Here is a 17,204-nt window from a genome sequence, read left to right as displayed (position 1 = left end):
ATGGAGATAGGAAATGATAAATGGGTAGAAAATTTTAATTGGACGCAAGCTGAAAATTTTATTATTTAGTCAAAACTCCCCACGTCTTATGTACACTAAAATAGCTTTGGCCATTGCCTTTTCTCCTCGAATTGAGGCCTTGATTGCCGAGGTCAAACGGCTAGTCTTGCTTTTTGACACTGAATTGTTGCTTATTCATGTGGGCACTAAAACGCCTCAATTGGAAGAAAAGCTCGATCAGCTTTTACAACGCCATGGCTGCGACAAGCTACGAATCAAAGTTTTATGGCTTGAGGGAAAACCTGTAAAAATGATTCTCAAGGCCTGTGAGGAAGAAAAAGTGGACTTGCTAGTGGCAGGAGCATTGAAGCAGGAAGGGCTTTTCAAGTACTACATGGGAACAGTCGGAAGAAAAATCATCCGAAAAGCTCCTTGTTCCGTTTTGACTTTGATCGAGCCAAAAGTAGAAACTTCTGAATTTTCACGAATTGTCATCAATGGGACCCAGCTGGAGTTTACCCCACAAGTTATCGAACAGGGACTGGAGTTTTCCAAAATAGTAAAGGCGGACTTAGTTTCTATTTTGAATGAAATAAAACTTTATGGCCTCCAAATGGGTACAGCAGGGGAAGATTCGGAAGATGAAATCTCCCAAACCCGCAGACGACTCGTCCAAAATGAGATCGAGTACGTAGAAAAAATCATTGACAAACTAGACAAGGGAAATTTGAAAATAAACATCAAGGTAACCGGAGGAAAGTGGGCCGTAGAGCTGGCGAGATTCTGCGAAAAGACAGATGCCAACTTGCTCGTGGTCGGTGATGATCGCCGACTAAACTTCTTTGACCGACTCTTCCCTCACGATCTCGAAGAACTACTTAGTACCTTACCTTGTAATCTTCTCATCGTCAAAAAATAAACCTCCATGGAAACTTTGAACCATAAGGAGGTTATCAATCTCCTGTTACAAATTGCTGCCATGCTCATCATGGCAAGAGTCTTCGCTGAGATCGCAAGGCAGCTCAAGCAGCCTGCCGTGGTGGGCGAAATACTAGCAGGTATTATTCTAGGACCTACCATTTTGGGAACCCTTTTCCCAGAATTCCACACCTACCTTTTTGCCGCTAATCCCGAGACAACAAATATTGCCCTCGATGGCTTTGTGCAGATTTCGGTAGTCCTTTTGCTCTTCATTGCAGGCTTGGAAGTGGAGTTGCAGATTGTGTGGAGTCAGGGAAAAAACGCCCTGCAAATCGCAGTTGCCTCAATGATCTTGCCTATCATCGCGGGCTTTGTGGTAGCATACGCTTTCCCGGAGTTTCTCGGGGTCAATATCAATGACCGAATCGTAGCTTCCACCTTTTTCGGCTTGGCTATCAGTATTACGGCTCTGGCTGTAGTGGCTCGTGTCCTGATGGATCTCAACCTTTTCAAAACCCAAACGGGCCTACTAATCATAGCAGGAGCGATGATTGTCGATGTATTGGGATGGATTGTATTTTCGGTTATCCTTTCGCTCTCCGAAAGTAGCAGTGGTGGCTTGGGCGTTTGGCCGACGATTGGCTTGACCCTCTTGTTTACTCTGGTCATGCTGACTGTCGGAAAAGGGCTGATCAACAAAACCCTGCCTTGGGTCAATAAAAAACTCGCATGGCCTGGTGGTCTACTTTCACTTTCCTTAGCCTTGTGTTTCCTTGCCGCATCCTTTACCGAGTTTATTGGAATCCATGCCATTTTTGGCGCATTTATCATTGGTGTGGCACTGGGAGACTCTGATCATTTGACAGAAAAAGCCAAGGAAATCTTACATCAGTTTATCAATAATATTTTCGCCCCGATCTTCTTTGTATCTATCGGTTTGAAGGTGAATTTCATTGAAAGCTTTGACCTCGGAGTCACGGGAGTTGTGGTGGTAGTAGGATTACTGACCAAGTATTACGGTGCCTACATTGGTGGGCGATTTGCCGGCGTAGGGAGAAAGCAGTCCATCATCACAGGTTTTGGATTGAGTACACGAGGAAGTATGGATATTATTTTGGGATTGATTGCCTTGGAGTACGGATTGGTGTCTGATTCGCTCTTTATCGGACTGGTAATCTTGGCTTTAGTATCAAGTATTGCCTCTGGTCCATTGATGAAATGGGCGGGAAATCTCAAGATCTAACAGCTTTATCAATCCTTCATCAATTTGTTCTATTGGTTTGAATTAACTTTCAGGCTTAATTTTGAGTTGTAAACACTCACCGATTTACCAAACCAATCATGCCAAAAGCACAGAAAATTGGCGTTTTGCTCGTCAATTTGGGAACTCCGGACAGTACTGCCACCGGAGACGTACGTAAATACCTTCGCGAATTCTTGATGGACGGGCGCGTCATTGACTTTCCTTTCATCCCCCGTTGGATGCTGGTCAATCTGATCATTGCTCCTTTCAGGGCACCCAAATCTGCCAAAGAATATAGAAAACTCTGGACTGACCGAGGCTCACCCTTGCTTTTCCATACAGAGGATCTGCGGGACAAATTGATCCCCAAACTCGATCCCGATAAGTATTTGGTAAAAATCGCCATGCGCTATCAGAGCCCTAGTATTGATCAAGGCCTCAATGAGTTGATGGCAGAAAAAGTGCGAAAAATCATCGTTCTGCCTCTTTTCCCTCAGTACGCTTCGGCTACCAATGGCTCCGTGATCGATCGCGTCATGGAGATTGCCCGTGGCTGGCAGATTATCCCTGAGATCTCATTTATCAGCAACTTTGTGGAGCATCCACTCTTTTTGCAAGCCTGGGAAGAATTGGGACGGGAAATGATGGAAAAAGGAGACTACGAGCATTTTGTCTTCTCTTACCACGGTTTGCCAGAGCGACAGATTCGCAAGGGCTCGGTAGACAACTACTGTAAGCTGGGCTCCTGCTGCAATAAATATGGGGCAAAAAACCAATTCTGCTATCGGGCACAGTGCTTCCAAACCACCCGACTGGTAGCTGCCAAGCTAGGTCTACCTGAGGAAAAAGTGACGACCTGCTTCCAATCCCGACTGGGAAATGATCCATGGGTCAAGCCTTACACAGAGGATGTCATTAAAGAATTGGCTGGAAAAGGAATCAAAAAAGTATTAGTCTTCTCTCCGGCATTCGTGGCCGACTGTCTGGAAACAACCGTCGAAGTGGGTGAAGAATACAAGGAGGAATTCGAGGAATTGGGTGGAGAACATTGGGATCTAGTTCCAAGTCTCAACTCCAACGACACTTGGATAGAATGTGTCAAAGACCTGATCGAAAGCCGAAGTTAATCGGCTTTTGATTTTTTATTTGAAGCCTTCAATTGATTTTAAGAACTTGGAATCTCAAATCCAGCCAGCAATAAAACACTCCTAACGATGAAACTTAATTTCCGAAAAACCGGATCCGGTCAGCCTCTCGTGATTCTTCATGGACTCTTTGGGTCTGCTGACAACTGGTTTTCCATTGCCCGGGAACTGGAAAAAGACTTCACTCTTTTCCTAGTAGATCAACGAAACCACGGTGACTCTCCACAGGATGAGGAGTGGAATTACAGTGTCATGGTGGAGGATTTGAAAGAGCTTCTGGATGAGGAAGGTTTGAGTGAGGTGTTTTTAATGGGTCACTCCATGGGCGGTAAAACGGCTATGAATTTTGCCATCGAATATCCTGACCGGGTAAAAAAGCTGATTGTAGCTGATATTTCACCCCGCTACTACCCAGTACATCATCAGAAGATTTTAGAAGGCTTAAACTCCATCAAGCTATCTGAAATCCACTCCCGAAAGGATGCGGATGATCAACTCGCTCAATATATTTCCATTCCCGGAATCCGACAGTTTTTGCTCAAAAGTCTCGGTAGAGACCGGACTGGTTTTTATTGGAAAATCAACCTTCCCGTGATTACCGAAAATATCGAGGAGGTAGGAAAAGCATTGGATGAAGATGGTAAATATGAAGGTCCAACTCTTTTTCTAGCAGGAGGAAATTCAGATTATATTCAGCAAAGCGACTTGCAGGACATTCTCTTTCATTTCCCTAATTATGAGGTGGAATTTATCGATGGAGCAGGTCATTGGCTGCATGCAGAGAAGCCTGCTGAGGTGATCGAAGAGGTAAGGAAATTTTTGATATAATTGAACGCATGCCCCAAGGAAAGCTTTTCTTAATCCCCAATGTGCTGGCTGAGAACACAGCCGAGGAGGTGATTACACCCCAAGTCAAGGAGGTGATCGCCGATACCAAAGTTTTCCTAGTCGAAAATCTTAGAACTGCCCGACGCTATATTTCCAGCCTGAAACTTGGAGTAAATCTCGAAGAGGTCCACATGGAAATTCTTGATAAAAACACTGCTCCGGAGAGCATAAACCGATTACTTCAGCCGCTTTTTAAGGGCGCCGATGTGGGAATCATCTCTGAGGCAGGTTGCCCTGGAATAGCTGATCCGGGGGCTTTGGCCGTCGCCCATGCGCACACTCGAGGAATCCAAGTTGTACCCCTATCCGGTCCGAGTTCCATGTTTTTAGCCTTAATGGGTTCTGGTTTTTCGGGGCAATCTTTTGCTTTCCATGGCTATCTTCCCATTGACAAAAAGGAGCGAGCTGCTGCTTTGAAAAAGCTAGAAGCAGAGTCCCTTCGGGAAAAACGAGCGCAGATTTTTATGGAAACACCCTTTCGGAACAATCAGCTTTTGGAGGATTTGACGCGAACCCTTTCTCCACAAACCAAGCTTTGCATCGCCAAAAATCTAACAGCCAAAGATGAACTGATCCAAACCAAAAGCATTCAGGATTGGAAGAAAAGTCCGATCGATCTGCATAAAATCCCCACCGTTTTTATCATTCAAAGCTTCTAAGCCATGCTGACCATCGACGCCCATTTAGACCTGAGTATGAATGCCATGGAGTGGAATCGGGACCTGACCCGACCTGTCTCAGAGATTAATTCACGGGAGAAAGGTTTAACGGACAAACCCGATCGGGGAAATGCGGTGGTCTCACTCCCAGAACTTCGAAAAGGTAATATTGGCTTGGTCGTTGCCACCCAGATTGCTCGCTTCGTGGCACCTGACAATTCCCTTCCGGGCTGGCACTCACCCGAGCAGGCTTGGGCCCAGACCCAAGGACAGTTGGCTTGGTATCAAGCCATGGTGGAGCGAGGAGAAATGAGGCAAATCAAGAATTGGAAGGAACTTGAGACCCATCTTGGGATTTGGAATTCAGCTGCAGATAAAAGCAAGGAGCCCATAGGTTTTATTCTTTCCTTGGAGGGAGCTGACTCGATCGTCAATTTGGATTATTTGGAAAAAGCATACGATTACGGGTTAAGGGCATTGGGTCCAGCGCATTACGGACCGGGCCGCTATGCTCATGGTACCGACTCCTCTGCTCCTTTGAATGCGGCTGGAAAAGACTTGCTCCGAAAAATGGATGAACTGGGAATTATCCTGGATGCCACGCATTTATGCGATTTGGCATTTTGGGATACCTTGGAGATTTTTCAGGGACCGGTTTGGGCCAGTCATAACAACTGCCGGGCTTTGGTCGATCACAATCGTCAATTTTCGGATGAAATGATCAAAGCCTTGATCGACCGGGGATCGGTAATCGGAGGAGCCTTTGATGCCTGGATGCTGAGTCCGGGATGGGAAAGAGGAAAAAGCACCCCAAAGGAACGAGATGTGCGGATTTCTACCGTTTTGGATCATTTAGACCATATCTGCCAGATCGCAGGGAATGCCAACCATATCGGAATTGGTTCAGATTTGGACGGGGCTTTTGGATCAGAGCAGTCTCCTTGGGATTTGGAAACGATTGCTGATTTGCAGAAAATCCCGGATTTACTTTTGAAAAGAGGATATTCAAAAAATGATATCGAAAAGGTCATGCATGGCAATTGGTTGGATTTTTTAAAGAAAAATTGGTCCTAAAAACCATAGAATTGCACAAAACTATTAAGCTATGAGTTGCATAAATTATTCTTATTGAATTTATTGCAGTCTCAATCCCCAACCTTCAAAAACAACATGAGAAAAATTTACTTCCTACCCTTGTTAGCACTTGGATTGTTTCTTATTTCTAATACTTTCGCCCAAAAATTAACCATTACCGCCAACCATTCAGATGCCAAATTCATTCTTTTGAATGATTACGATGATTCCGAAAAACAAGAACTCGGAACTGGTACCATTGAATACAAGTTGGAGAAAAACCTAAAAAACCGAATCAAAATCACCAAACCAGGCTATCAACCTGTTATCAAAGAATATGACAAGGACCTGAAATGGGATAAAGATCAGAATGTGGTTTTGGATGTGAGACGAGTCGATGTGACCGCTGAACCCTTTGATGCTGAAATTTTTGTAGATGGAAGAAGAATTGGCACCAAAGCCATTTTTGTAACCATCCCCAAAGACAGATCAGCGACGATCGAAGTGAGAAAACCGGGTTTTGCTCCTCTGACACGAACTTACTACAACTCTCCTGATCGGGAGACTCCACCGATTCGGGACTATTTCGAATTGAAGGACCGACAGGTACGGGTAGAAGTTCAGCCAGCTGATGGATCAGTGACTGTCAATGGAAATTTGATCGGAAAGGGAAATCAGGACGTGAATGTCCCAAATGGTGACTGTGTAACGGTTACTGTGAGTAAGGATGGATTTGTGGAGTATGAGCGAGTTTATTGCAATAAGCCGGGAATTGATCCAGAGCCGCCTACCCGAGAGACCGTAGCCTTGGAAGAAAGACTGGTTCGAATCAATACCGTACCTAGCGATGCTGCCATCGAAATTCAAGGACAGCGAATGGGACTAGGAGCGTACGATGTCAAAATACCCAAAGGTCAATGTGTGCGGGTGACAGTCAGCAAAGATGGATTTGTCAAGTATTACAAGGACTATTGCAATCAGGCAAACCGAAACGAGCCTCCTATTCAGGAAACGATAGAAATGGCAAGAGATCAGGCCTATGATAACTCAGTTTCTTCTGACCTTGCCAATGTCCGTATTACGGTTCCAGTCGATTCTGCTTACTCTGCAGAGGAAGCTTGGAGGATACTTTCCTCCATCGTCACCAGATACTTTGACATCCTAGAAACTGTGGATTTCAATACGGGCTATCTGACTACTTCTTGGCAGGTTGAGAATTTCAATTCAGCGGTGATTCGTACCCGCGTCATTGTGAGTTCGGGAGGCAATTCAGATCAATTGGCCTATGCTGTGAAGCTGGTGAGTCAAGCGGCTGAACTGAATGACCCGAATCGCACCAAGGAAGTCATCACAGTAAAGGATGATGAATATTTCCGCGATTGGTCGAGAATCATGATCAAATACCAAGGTTTAATCGAAGAAATTCAAGCCAGAATTCAATAAAATTCATTTATTGGTAATTCTTGTCTTGTTGAGCGAAGTCGAAACGTTGCTGAATAAAAGCAAACAATTGGCTTCGACTTCGCTCAGCCTGACAAAATAAACCAAATACAGCCTATCGTAATTTTTTGGATATTTTTCATCTGTTTTCTACTTGGCAAAGGTAGCTGAGAATAAGCACCGGAGTTCAGAATTTAGGAGCTTCGATCTTCAATCTTTCTGCTTCCAGCCAGCCATCCAAAGAAAAGAGATCAACTGGCATCATTTTCCGATAATCACAATTTAGCATCAAATCAACTTACCCAAGAGATTTCTCACCTGTCGGAATGATTTGATATTGTAATTAGCCTGCGTGTAGGCATATCCCACACGTATGGTATAGGCGCTTTTTGGCATGACTTTGAAAGTATCCTCATCGGTCCAGTCATCCCCTATTGCTAGGATAAAATCATATTCCTGACCTTTCATCAGGGCTGTGGCAGCCCTACCTTTATTAATATCAGGCCGTTTGATTTCCAGGACCATATTTCCTTCCAGCACCTGCAGATTATGTCCACGAGCCATGTATTTCAAATGGCTGAAAAGTTCGCGCATTCGTAGATCACCCAATCCGCTTTCTACCTTGCGATAGTGCCAAACAAGGGAATGATGCTTTTCTTCGATAAATGCCCCGGGAGTCCGCAGGACATAATATTCCATCACTGATCGAATATCCTCCTTCCAACTGTCGTCCACATCTGCATAGAGCTCCCAGTCCCCTTTATTTTCTTTTCGTTTGACCCATACTCCATGTTCGGCAATCATATCGATATTTTGACCTTTGAACCAAGTTCCCAAGGTGTCCTTATCTCTTCCAGAAATGATTACTACCTGTGCTTTTTCACTTAATCCCTTGACAATGGCTTTCAATTCGGTATCCGGCTTGGCATCCTGGGGATTTGCCACAAAACCAGTCAAAGTCCCATCATAATCCAGGAATAGTACTGGATTTTTAGCGGACTTGAAGGATTTTTCAATTTCATTAATCACCTTGCTGTCTACATCTTTCGAGGTAAGTTCGGCCTGCTTTTCTTTCACATGCTCGATTCGGTCCATAAAGACCTTCACCCATTGAAAGATGTCATACTTTTTCAAACTGGACTGAAGGGAAGCAATTCGTTCTTTTTGTTCCTTCGGATCCATAGTCAGCGCATCATAAATCGCATCCACTACTCCCTGTTGATTATTGGGATTGACTAGGACTGCATCCTGAAGTTCCTTGGATGCTCCAGCCATTTCAGAAAGTATCAAAACGCCCGTTTGATCTGTCCTGCTCGCCACATATTCCTTGCAGACTAGATTCATCCCGTCCCGAAGTGGTGTGACCAAAGCGATATCCGACATATTGTAGAAGGCACTGAGCTCTTCGAATGGAAAACTTCGATAGAAGTAATGAACGGGCACCCAATTCAAGGTGGAATACTCGGAATTGATCCGGCCTACCAGTAAATCGATCTCCTCGCGCAACTCTTTATAAGACTGAACCTTGTCTCTACTAGGTACTACGACCATAATCATGGAGACTTTTCCGTGGAGTTCCTTGTGGTCTTGCAAAAGCTTGGTGAAAGCATGGAGACGCTGGGGAATTCCTTTGGAATAATCCAATCGATCGATCGTGATGATCAGCTTTTGGTCTCCAACCTGCTTTCTAAAATCCTGAACAATGCGCTGAGTTTTTCGACTTTTGGCCTGCTTGGCAAACTTATCGTAGTCGATTCCCATCGGGAATGAATCCACATTGATGATGCGATTCTCCGCCTGTATGTATCCACTTTCACTGGAAAGGCCGGTGATTCTGCCCACGGCACTTAGGAAGTGACGCATATCATCATAGGTATGGAAGCCAATCAAATCTGCACCGCAAACCCCTTCCAAAAGTTGTTTTCTCCAAGGAATCATCCGAATGATCTCATAGGATGGGAAAGGAATGTGTTGAAAAAATGCAATCGTCGCATTGGGAAGAACCTCCCGGAGCATTTGCGGCAGTAGAAGCAACTGATAATCGTGCACCCAAATAGTATCATCCGCATCTGCCTTCTTTAAGATGGCATCACAAAACTTCTGATTGACGCGGACATAAGCTTCCCAGTGATCGGGATTGTAGCTCATGTATTGGGTGAAGTAATGAAATGCAGGCCAGAGTGTCTCATTACTGAAACCTTCATAAAACTGCTCTACATCTTCCCGGGTAAGGAATACCGGGGCCATTTTTAAATCGTGTAATTCAAGAATAATTTCTGCCCGTTGCTCGGGATCTTCGACCGTATTTCCCGGCCAGCCAATCCAGATATTTTCACCGGATTTGTAGATGGAGCCAAGGCCGGTAGCTAAACCACCTGCTGAAGGTTTGAACTCAAAACGGCCATTGCGGTGACGAAGTGAAATAGGAAGTCTGTTGGATACAATTATGGTTTTTGCCATAGTAGGTTTTAGGTTAAAAACATGAAAAGGGTTTTTCCCTCTTTAGAAAAAGGTGATATGCTTAAAGATAGGAAAAATGAGCGGGAAAGGGAATTGAAACTCGTATTTCACAAAACCTTAATCTCAAAAAGAAGGTCCTCTTTCATGAAATTTTAAAAACTATAAAAAACTTCAGACATTAAAGGCAATCTTAGGTATAATAGCTTTAAAAAGAAAAAACCCCAAGTTTCCTCGGGGTTTTAAGCTTCTAAAAGCTAAAATCAAATTCCAAAAGCGGTCTTAATCCGATCCACAAAATCCAGCTTTTCCCAAGTGAAGAGCTCTACATCAAGCGTAATTTCGTCCCGGTACGGGGAAAAGAAGGTCTTGCTGACTACCTCACTCTGTCTGCCCATATGTCCATAAGCAGCAGTTTCTTCATAGATAGGATTGCGGAGTTTTAGTCTCTGTTCGATGGCATAAGGACGCATATCGAAGAGTTGCTCGATTTTCTTAGCGATTTCCCCATCGGTCATTCCTACTTTCGAAGTACCATAAGTATTCACGTAGATCCCCATCGGTGCAGCCACTCCAATTGCATAGGACACTTGTACCAACATCTCGTCAGCCACTCCCGCAGCAACCATGTTTTTGGCAATGTGACGGGTAGCATAGGCCGCCGAACGGTCTACTTTGGAAGGATCTTTTCCAGAGAATGCTCCTCCACCGTGAGCGCCTTTTCCACCATAGGTGTCCACGATGATTTTTCTTCCCGTCAATCCAGTATCGCCATGAGGTCCACCGATGACGAATTTACCGGTTGGATTGATATGGTATTTGATATCCGAAGTGAAAAGCTTTTGAATATCTTCAGTAAGTTGAGCTTTTACTCTAGGAATCAGCTTGGAAATCAGATCGGATTTGATTTTGGCCAACATGGCTTCCTCTGTGTCGAAATCATCATGCTGAGTTGAAATCACAATCGCCTCGATTCGCTGCGGCACATTATCATCGCTGTATTCGATGGTCACTTGAGCCTTAGAGTCCGGACGGAGATAAGTGATCTCGCTATTTTCACGACGCATGGCAGCCAATTCGCGAAGAATCCGGTGAGAAAGGTCTAAAGCCAGCGGCATGTAGTTTTCAGTCTCATTCGTCGCATAGCCAAACATCATTCCTTGATCGCCTGCACCCTGCTCTTCAGGATTTTGACGTTCTACTCCTTGATTGATATCAGCAGACTGCTCATGAATGGCAGAAAGCACGCCACAGGAATTCCCTTCAAACATGTAATCACTCTTCGTGTAACCAATTCGGTTGATTACATCTCGGGCGATCTTTTGTACATCCAAATAAATATCGGATTTGACTTCCCCTGCCAAAACGACCTGCCCTGTGGTCACGAGGGTTTCGCAAGCTACTTTGGAACTCGGATCAAAGGCCAAAAAGTTATCAATCAATGCGTCGGAAATTTGATCAGCAATTTTGTCCGGATGCCCCTCAGATACTGACTCTGAGGTAAATAAATATGCCATAAATCTAGATTATTGATGCGTTTTTCAATGGTGCCCAAAATTAGTGGAACTAGGGGAAATAAAAAACCTCAAACGAAACCTTATCCCATTTTCTGATCAGCGGAAAAGGAAGACAATGATCCATAATCCGAACTCCTCAAATCTTGCATTCTGGAGAAGGAGCACTTATCTTTCCTAAATCTATCCTCAAAAACTCATGCGAAGACTTCTATCATTATTTCCTCTGCTTGTTTTAGCTCTATTCTTCAGCTGCCAAAACAGTCCAAATTCATCCGCTGAACTCGGCAAAAAACCCGCTTCTTACTCGGATTTGGAAACACTCTTTACAGAATGGAGGGAATTCGAAAATCCACCGCTGCATGAAGGGGCTCCAGACTATCGAAAAGTCACCTTTGAGCAACGAATGCCTCAATTTCAAGACCTTCAGACCAGACTTCTTCAAATGGATACCTCCGGCTGGAGCATTCCTGAGCAGGTAGATTGGAGGATTGTTTGGGCAGAAATGAATGGATTTGATTTCAATTACCGAATTCTAAAGCCTTGGGAAAGAGATCCGGCTTTTTACAAATCAATCTGGATGGAGCGAAGTGATGTACCCGACCACGAAGGCCCTACGCATCACAAAGTACTAGAGCTATGGCAATATTCATTTCCATTGGATGAAAGTGGCAAAGCAAAGTTTCTAGCTGAATTACGCTCGATCCCAGCTTTAAACACGCAAGCCAAAATCAACCTTACGGGAAATGCCAAAGAGCTTTGGGCAGCAGGAATACCGACAATCGAGAAGCAGGCCGAAGACCTGCAAAATATGTTGGTTTTAGCGGATCTAACCAAAGATCCCGACTTGAAGAAAGCCATAGAAGAAGCTCAAGCCTCTACCGAAGACTTCGTGGCTTGGCTGGAGGCAGAGGCTCCCAAAAAAGACGGGCCGTCGGGAATCGGGAAGGAGAATTATACCTGGTATCTCCAAAATGTCCATTTGGTGCCTTTAACTTGGGAAGATGAGGTGATGATCTTGAAGCGGGAATTGGCAAGAGCCTGGAGTTCGCTGAAACTGGAAGAACACCAAAACCGAGGCCTCCCTCCACTGGAGGCCGCAAATACTCCAGAGGAATTTGAGCAGCTGACCGAAAAGTCCATTCAAAAGATGATGAATTTTCTGGAGAAAGAGGAGATTTTGACCGTAAAAGACTACTTTGAGCCAGCATTGCGCAAGCACAGGGGTAGGTTTGTCCCGGAAGAAAGGCGGAACTTCTTTACGATAGGGATGCACATCGATCCACTGCCACTTTATTCCCATTTTTATCATTGGTTTGAGTTGGCGATCATGGATAATGAACCTCATGAAAGCCTGATTCGAAGAGGCCCTCTCTTATATAATATTTTCGATAGTAGAAATGAAGGAACCGCCACTGCGGTGGAAGAGATGTTTATGGATGCGGGTTTGTATGAGGATTCGCCCCGATCGCGGGAAATTGTGTACATCATGATAGCTCAGCGGGCAGCAAGGGGACTGGGTTCATTGTATGCTCAAGCCAATGAGATGACCATGGTAGAAGCAGGAGGAATTCACTCGAATTACACACCGAGAGGTTGGATGAAAACAGAAAAGGAACTCTTGCTATTTGAGCAACATCTCTACATGCGGCAGCCGGGCTACGGTTCGAGCTACATTACCGGAAAATATCTTTTGGAAAATGCTTTGGCTGACTTTGCTAGAATCAAAGAAGAAAAAGGAGAGGTATTTCGGCTTCGGAACTTTTTTGATCAGCTGAACGGGATTGGAAGTATTCCAATCGCCTTGGGACATTGGGAAATGACTGGTGTCGACCCTTTGGAAGGGAAGTAGACGGTTCGAAGGACCAAGAGCTTAAAATCACACTTTATCTTCCGAAAACGTGAAAAAATCACAAAATCGGAACTTCAGATGTGATTTTATCAAAACTTCAGACTACTTACTAGCTATTGCTTTTCAAGTCTAGCTTCTTGTCTCTCGAGTCTTGCCTCCCTTCGGACCAACTCCTCCGTCACCTCATTCATGGCCTTGACCTTGTACTCAAAATCCCCTTTGAGCATAGCCCGATAGGCATTCAGGTTTTCCAATAAATCATCAATTTCCTCAGGGAGTACTTCTTCCAGCAATTGACGAAGCCGCTTGGCTGTGGTGGGGGATTTTCCATTGGTAGAAATAGCAATTTTTAGGTTTCCCTTGGTCACGATGCCACCTAAGTAAAAATCACATAGCTCGGGGGTATCGGCTACATTCACCAAAAGAAAGCGCTCTTTTGCCTCATTCCGGATTTGTAGATTAACTGCTTTGTCATCCGTGGCTGCGATGACAAGATGCTTTCCGCCCAAGTATTTTTCATGATAGGCATCTTCGATGAGCGTAACGCTTTCTTTTCCTTCCGCCAATTCCAAAAACTCGGGGCGGAAAAACTTGGAAACCACGGTCACCTGAGCTTCAGGGCTTGATTTAAGCAGAAATTCCAGCTTTTCAGTTGCCACAAAACCTCCACCGATCAAAAGGACATTGAGCTCATGGACTTTAAGAAATATGGGGTAGAGATGATTCATTTTAGATTTTAGAGGTTAGACACAAGAAGCAAGGCTTCGTTAATAAGGGTTTAAAAGATAGCTTCGCAGATAAGTCAGGATATGGCTGGATCGAGATAGAAGTTATCTTGAAGGGTCTTCCAATAACTGCCAAGGATATCTTAAAAAAGATAGCTGCGCAGATAAACTGAGATCCCTCTAGCGCTGAGATAGACAACATATCTTTTAGTATCTTATCCATATCTCGCGTAGCATATCTTTAAATTGATCACTCAGAACACATACTGATCGTTGAAACAGCCATACGATAAACCTCCGCCAGTCTCATACTTTCCCTTACCACCTCACCCACAATGATCACTGCCGGAGCTTCGACTTTGTTTTCCTGGGCTTTTTGTTCGATGTCGTAGATAAATCCTGCGGTTATTTTTTCTTCTCGAGTTGTTCCACTTTGAATAATGGCTACCGGCAAATGGGCTTTTCCAGCCTTTTGATAGGTTTTTACAATTTCAGCCAATTTTTTGGTTCCCATCAAGATTACTACCGTGGCTGTGGACTGGGCAGCTAATGCTAAGTCTCTGGAAAGCTCACCCGCTGTAGTCGTGCCTGTCACCACCCAGAAACTCTCAGAAACACCGCGTTTGGTTACGGGAATTCCGGCTGCTGCTGGAACAGCCACAGCGGAAGTGATTCCAGGAATGACAGATGTTGAAATACCAAAGGCTTCGATGTATTCGATTTCCTCTCCTCCCCGACCAAAGACGAAGGGATCACCACCTTTAAGTCGGACTACATGGCCATGCTTTTTTGCCATGTTCACACAGAGTTGGTTGGTATCTTCCTGAGGCTTTGAATGCTTGCCTACACGCTTACCAACAAAGATTTTGATGGCTGACTTCGGTGCATGCCTCAATAAAACAGGATCAATCAGTGCATCATACAAAACCACATCAGCAGTATTCAGCGCCAAAATTCCTTTCAAAGTCATCAATTCCGGATCCCCAGGGCCTGCACCAACAAGCGTTACTTTGGGATTGATCGTTGCTCTCATGCCTCTACCTCCTCTTCCCGATAGCTTTTCAGCAATCCATAGATTTCCAAAGCCTGCTTAGCATAAGCGCTGGCAAATTCTTCACTGGGCTCCTGTTGATTGATCTGATAGACCTTCTCTGCGAAAGTGCCATCCAGCTGGATTTTACCCGTATCGACCAATTTTTCATCAAATAGCTTGATGATATTTGCATAGCTATTTGTGCTGATATCTTCGCTGAGCAAAAGTGCCTTGGCAGCATTGATCAGCCCGGCATAGTGGTGGTAAATGCTGTCTGACCATCGCCCCTGTTCTAGGGCTTCCTGACCTGAGTCGAGCTTTTCTTTGGCCTCCAACAGCAGGGTAGCCACCAAGTCAATCACTACTCCTGCACATTCCCCCACCCCGACGGCTACCTCATAATTTTCCTTTCTCCCCCAATCAATCCGATCCGAATCTTCCAAACCGGCCGGATCTGCTAATTCTTTCAGCAAATCATAAAAATACATTTGTCCCTGCTGATCATAATATTCCAGAAAATCCAGATCATTCCCATTTTGCTCAAAATCATCCAACAAAATCCGAAGTGCCTGAGGTCCTCTTTTGCTGGGAATCTTGGTTACTTTATCAGCAAAGCGCCCATTTCCATCTCCGAGATTCCCCCCACCTAAAAGAACCTGGAGTGCCGGAAAAACCGTCTTCCCTACACGCATGGACATCCCCTGAAAACCAATATGAGCCATATTGTGCTGCCCGCAGGCATTCATGCAACCGGAGATTTTGATGACTAAGTCCTGATTTTTGAGGTATTGCGGATATTCCTCTTGAATTACTTTCTCAAGCTCTACAGCAATTCCCGTTGAGCTGGCAATCCCCAAATTGCAGGTATCGGTACCGGGGCAGGCGGTGATATCACCCAGAGAATTATAGCCACGCTGAGCCAGATTGATTTTTTTCAGTTCCTGAAAAAAGAATGGAATCAAATCCTCCCGAACATCCCGAATCAAAATATTCTGTCGAAGGGTAAATCGAATTTCCCCTGCGGCATATTCCTCCACCAAATCTGCCAGAGGCCTTGCTTGATCTAGATAAAAATCTCCCAAAGGCACTCGGACCCCAATGGAAACGTAACCGTCTTGCTTTTGCGGGAGCACATTGGTCAGCTTCCAAAGTTCAAAATCCAAACCCAATTCAGAAGAACTGACTTTGACTTTTGGGGGGTTGGGTAGCGGTTTTTCTTCTTGATTTTCAAGGGAAAGCGGATGGGATTGAAAAGGCAGGGCTTTTTTCTCTTTTTCTACCAAATCCAAAAAGGTCTCAATTCCCAAATCCTTGATCAAAAACTTCATCCGGGCCTTATTTCTTCGGGCCCTTTCCCCATGCCGATCAAAAATCCGCAATACCGCTTCGATAAAGGGAATCAACTGCTCCGTCTCCAAAAAGTCCGTGATCAGATCTCCATGTCGAGGCTGAGAACCCAAACCTCCTCCTAGTAGTACTTTAAACCCTCGAACCTGTTTCCCATCGACTTCCTTCACTTTTGGGATAAAGCCCAAATCGTGCATGTAAGCCAAGCCGGTGTCTTCATCTGAGGAAGAAAATGCCATTTTGAATTTCCTCCCCATTTCCTGGCAAATCGGATTTCTCAGGAAATAACGGAAAGTGGCATCAGCGTATGGAGTCACATCAAAAGGTTCCTTGGGATCGATACCGGCAGTTTCGGAGGCGGTGACATTGCGAACCGTATTGCCGCAGGCCTCGCGAAGCGTGACATCATCTCGCTCCAATTCTGCCCAAAGCTCTGGCGTTCGATCCAAACTCACATAGTGAATTTGAATATCTTGTCGGGTCGTGATATGTAGCCTTCCGGTGGAGTACTCTTCCGAAACCTTGCAAATCCGTCTCAACTGAGCAGAAGTGGCTCTTCCATAAGGCAACTTAATCCGAACCATCTGCACACCTTGCTGTCGCTGCCCATAGACACCTCGGGCAAGGCGAAGACTACGGAATTTCTCCTCGTCGATTTTCCCCTCCTGGAAAAGCGCGATTTTTCGCTCCAACTCAACAATATCCTTTTCTACAAGGGGGTTTTCCAGTTCGGTTCGAAAGCTTTGCATAGCGTAATAGTTTTATTTCCCTATCGAGTAAGTAGGGTAAATGTTTTTAGAAAAAGCCAAGACAGAGTCAAGGCTGGTTATTTTGGTTTAAGGTTCAGTGTTCCCGGTTCGAAGTTTTGAAATATCGAATATCGAACACCGAATGATGAATTTCGAA

General features: G+C 44.8%; 13 protein-coding genes. 8 read left to right on the top strand and 5 right to left on the bottom strand.

Annotated features, from left to right (window positions below; translation table 11 throughout):
• Nucleotides 1-88 precede the first annotated feature (88 nt).
• The 7 genes from G457_RS0118430 (at nt 89) to G457_RS0118400 (ending at nt 7,373) form a co-directional block, all read left to right on the top strand.
• A complete protein-coding gene (locus tag G457_RS0118430; protein WP_026947767.1) occupies nt 89-919 on the top strand; it encodes a universal stress protein in 831 nt (276 codons plus the stop codon).
• A 6-nt stretch (nt 920-925) separates the two neighbouring features.
• A complete protein-coding gene (locus tag G457_RS0118425) occupies nt 926-2,164 on the top strand; it encodes a cation:proton antiporter (protein ID WP_026947766.1) in 1,239 nt (412 codons plus the stop codon).
• 98 nt (nt 2,165-2,262) lie between these two features.
• Complete coding sequence (gene hemH / locus G457_RS0118420) at nt 2,263-3,291, top strand: ferrochelatase (protein WP_026947765.1); 1,029 nt, start codon at nt 2,263-2,265, stop codon at nt 3,289-3,291.
• Between the two features lie 87 nt (nt 3,292-3,378).
• Complete coding sequence (locus G457_RS0118415; protein WP_026947764.1) at nt 3,379-4,137, top strand: alpha/beta fold hydrolase; 759 nt, start codon at nt 3,379-3,381, stop codon at nt 4,135-4,137.
• 8 nt (nt 4,138-4,145) lie between these two features.
• Nucleotides 4,146-4,856, top strand: coding sequence for an SAM-dependent methyltransferase (locus tag G457_RS0118410; protein WP_026947763.1), 711 nt, complete (start codon nt 4,146-4,148; stop codon nt 4,854-4,856).
• Between the two features lie 3 nt (nt 4,857-4,859).
• On the top strand, nt 4,860-5,930 hold the full coding sequence (locus G457_RS0118405; RefSeq protein WP_026947762.1) for a dipeptidase: 1,071 nt from the start codon (nt 4,860-4,862) through the stop codon (nt 5,928-5,930).
• Nucleotides 5,931-6,026: 96 nt separating this feature from the next.
• Nucleotides 6,027-7,373, top strand: coding sequence for a PEGA domain-containing protein (locus tag G457_RS0118400; protein WP_035484270.1), 1,347 nt, complete (start codon nt 6,027-6,029; stop codon nt 7,371-7,373).
• A gap of 285 nt (nt 7,374-7,658) precedes the next feature.
• Here G457_RS0118400 and G457_RS0118390 read toward each other — a convergent pair whose 3' ends face one another.
• Nucleotides 7,659-9,830, bottom strand: a complete 2,172-nt coding sequence (locus G457_RS0118390; protein ID WP_026947760.1) for a bifunctional alpha,alpha-trehalose-phosphate synthase (UDP-forming)/trehalose-phosphatase — start codon at nt 9,828-9,830, stop codon at nt 7,659-7,661.
• 260 nt (nt 9,831-10,090) lie between these two features.
• On the bottom strand, nt 10,091-11,344 hold the full coding sequence (gene metK, locus G457_RS0118380) for a methionine adenosyltransferase (RefSeq protein WP_026947759.1): 1,254 nt from the start codon (nt 11,342-11,344) through the stop codon (nt 10,091-10,093).
• Between the two features lie 196 nt (nt 11,345-11,540).
• Between metK and G457_RS0118375 the strand changes: the two genes are divergently transcribed.
• A complete protein-coding gene (locus G457_RS0118375) occupies nt 11,541-13,193 on the top strand; it encodes a hypothetical protein (RefSeq protein ID WP_026947758.1) in 1,653 nt (550 codons plus the stop codon).
• Between the two features lie 113 nt (nt 13,194-13,306).
• Here G457_RS0118375 and G457_RS0118370 read toward each other — a convergent pair whose 3' ends face one another.
• From G457_RS0118370 to G457_RS0118360, 3 genes are all read right to left on the bottom strand, one after another.
• On the bottom strand, nt 13,307-13,921 hold the full coding sequence (locus G457_RS0118370; RefSeq protein WP_026947757.1) for a precorrin-2 dehydrogenase/sirohydrochlorin ferrochelatase family protein: 615 nt from the start codon (nt 13,919-13,921) through the stop codon (nt 13,307-13,309).
• Nucleotides 13,922-14,168: 247 nt separating this feature from the next.
• Nucleotides 14,169-14,951 carry a uroporphyrinogen-III C-methyltransferase gene (gene cobA, locus G457_RS0118365; RefSeq protein ID WP_026947756.1) on the bottom strand — a complete coding sequence of 261 codons (783 nt, stop codon included), beginning with the start codon at nt 14,949-14,951 and terminating at the stop codon, nt 14,169-14,171.
• Nucleotides 14,948-17,047, bottom strand: a complete 2,100-nt coding sequence (locus G457_RS0118360; RefSeq protein WP_026947755.1) for a HEPN domain-containing protein — start codon at nt 17,045-17,047, stop codon at nt 14,948-14,950. Before G457_RS0118360 ends, cobA begins: the two co-directional genes overlap by 4 nt.
• Nucleotides 17,048-17,204: the final 157 nt, after the last annotated feature.

The sequence above is a fragment of the Algoriphagus marincola DSM 16067 genome (assembly GCF_000429405.1).
Lineage (GTDB): Bacteria > Bacteroidota > Bacteroidia > Cytophagales > Cyclobacteriaceae > Algoriphagus > Algoriphagus marincola.
Note: the sequence above shows the minus strand (reverse complement) of the source record. Positions and strands in the feature narration are given on the sequence as shown.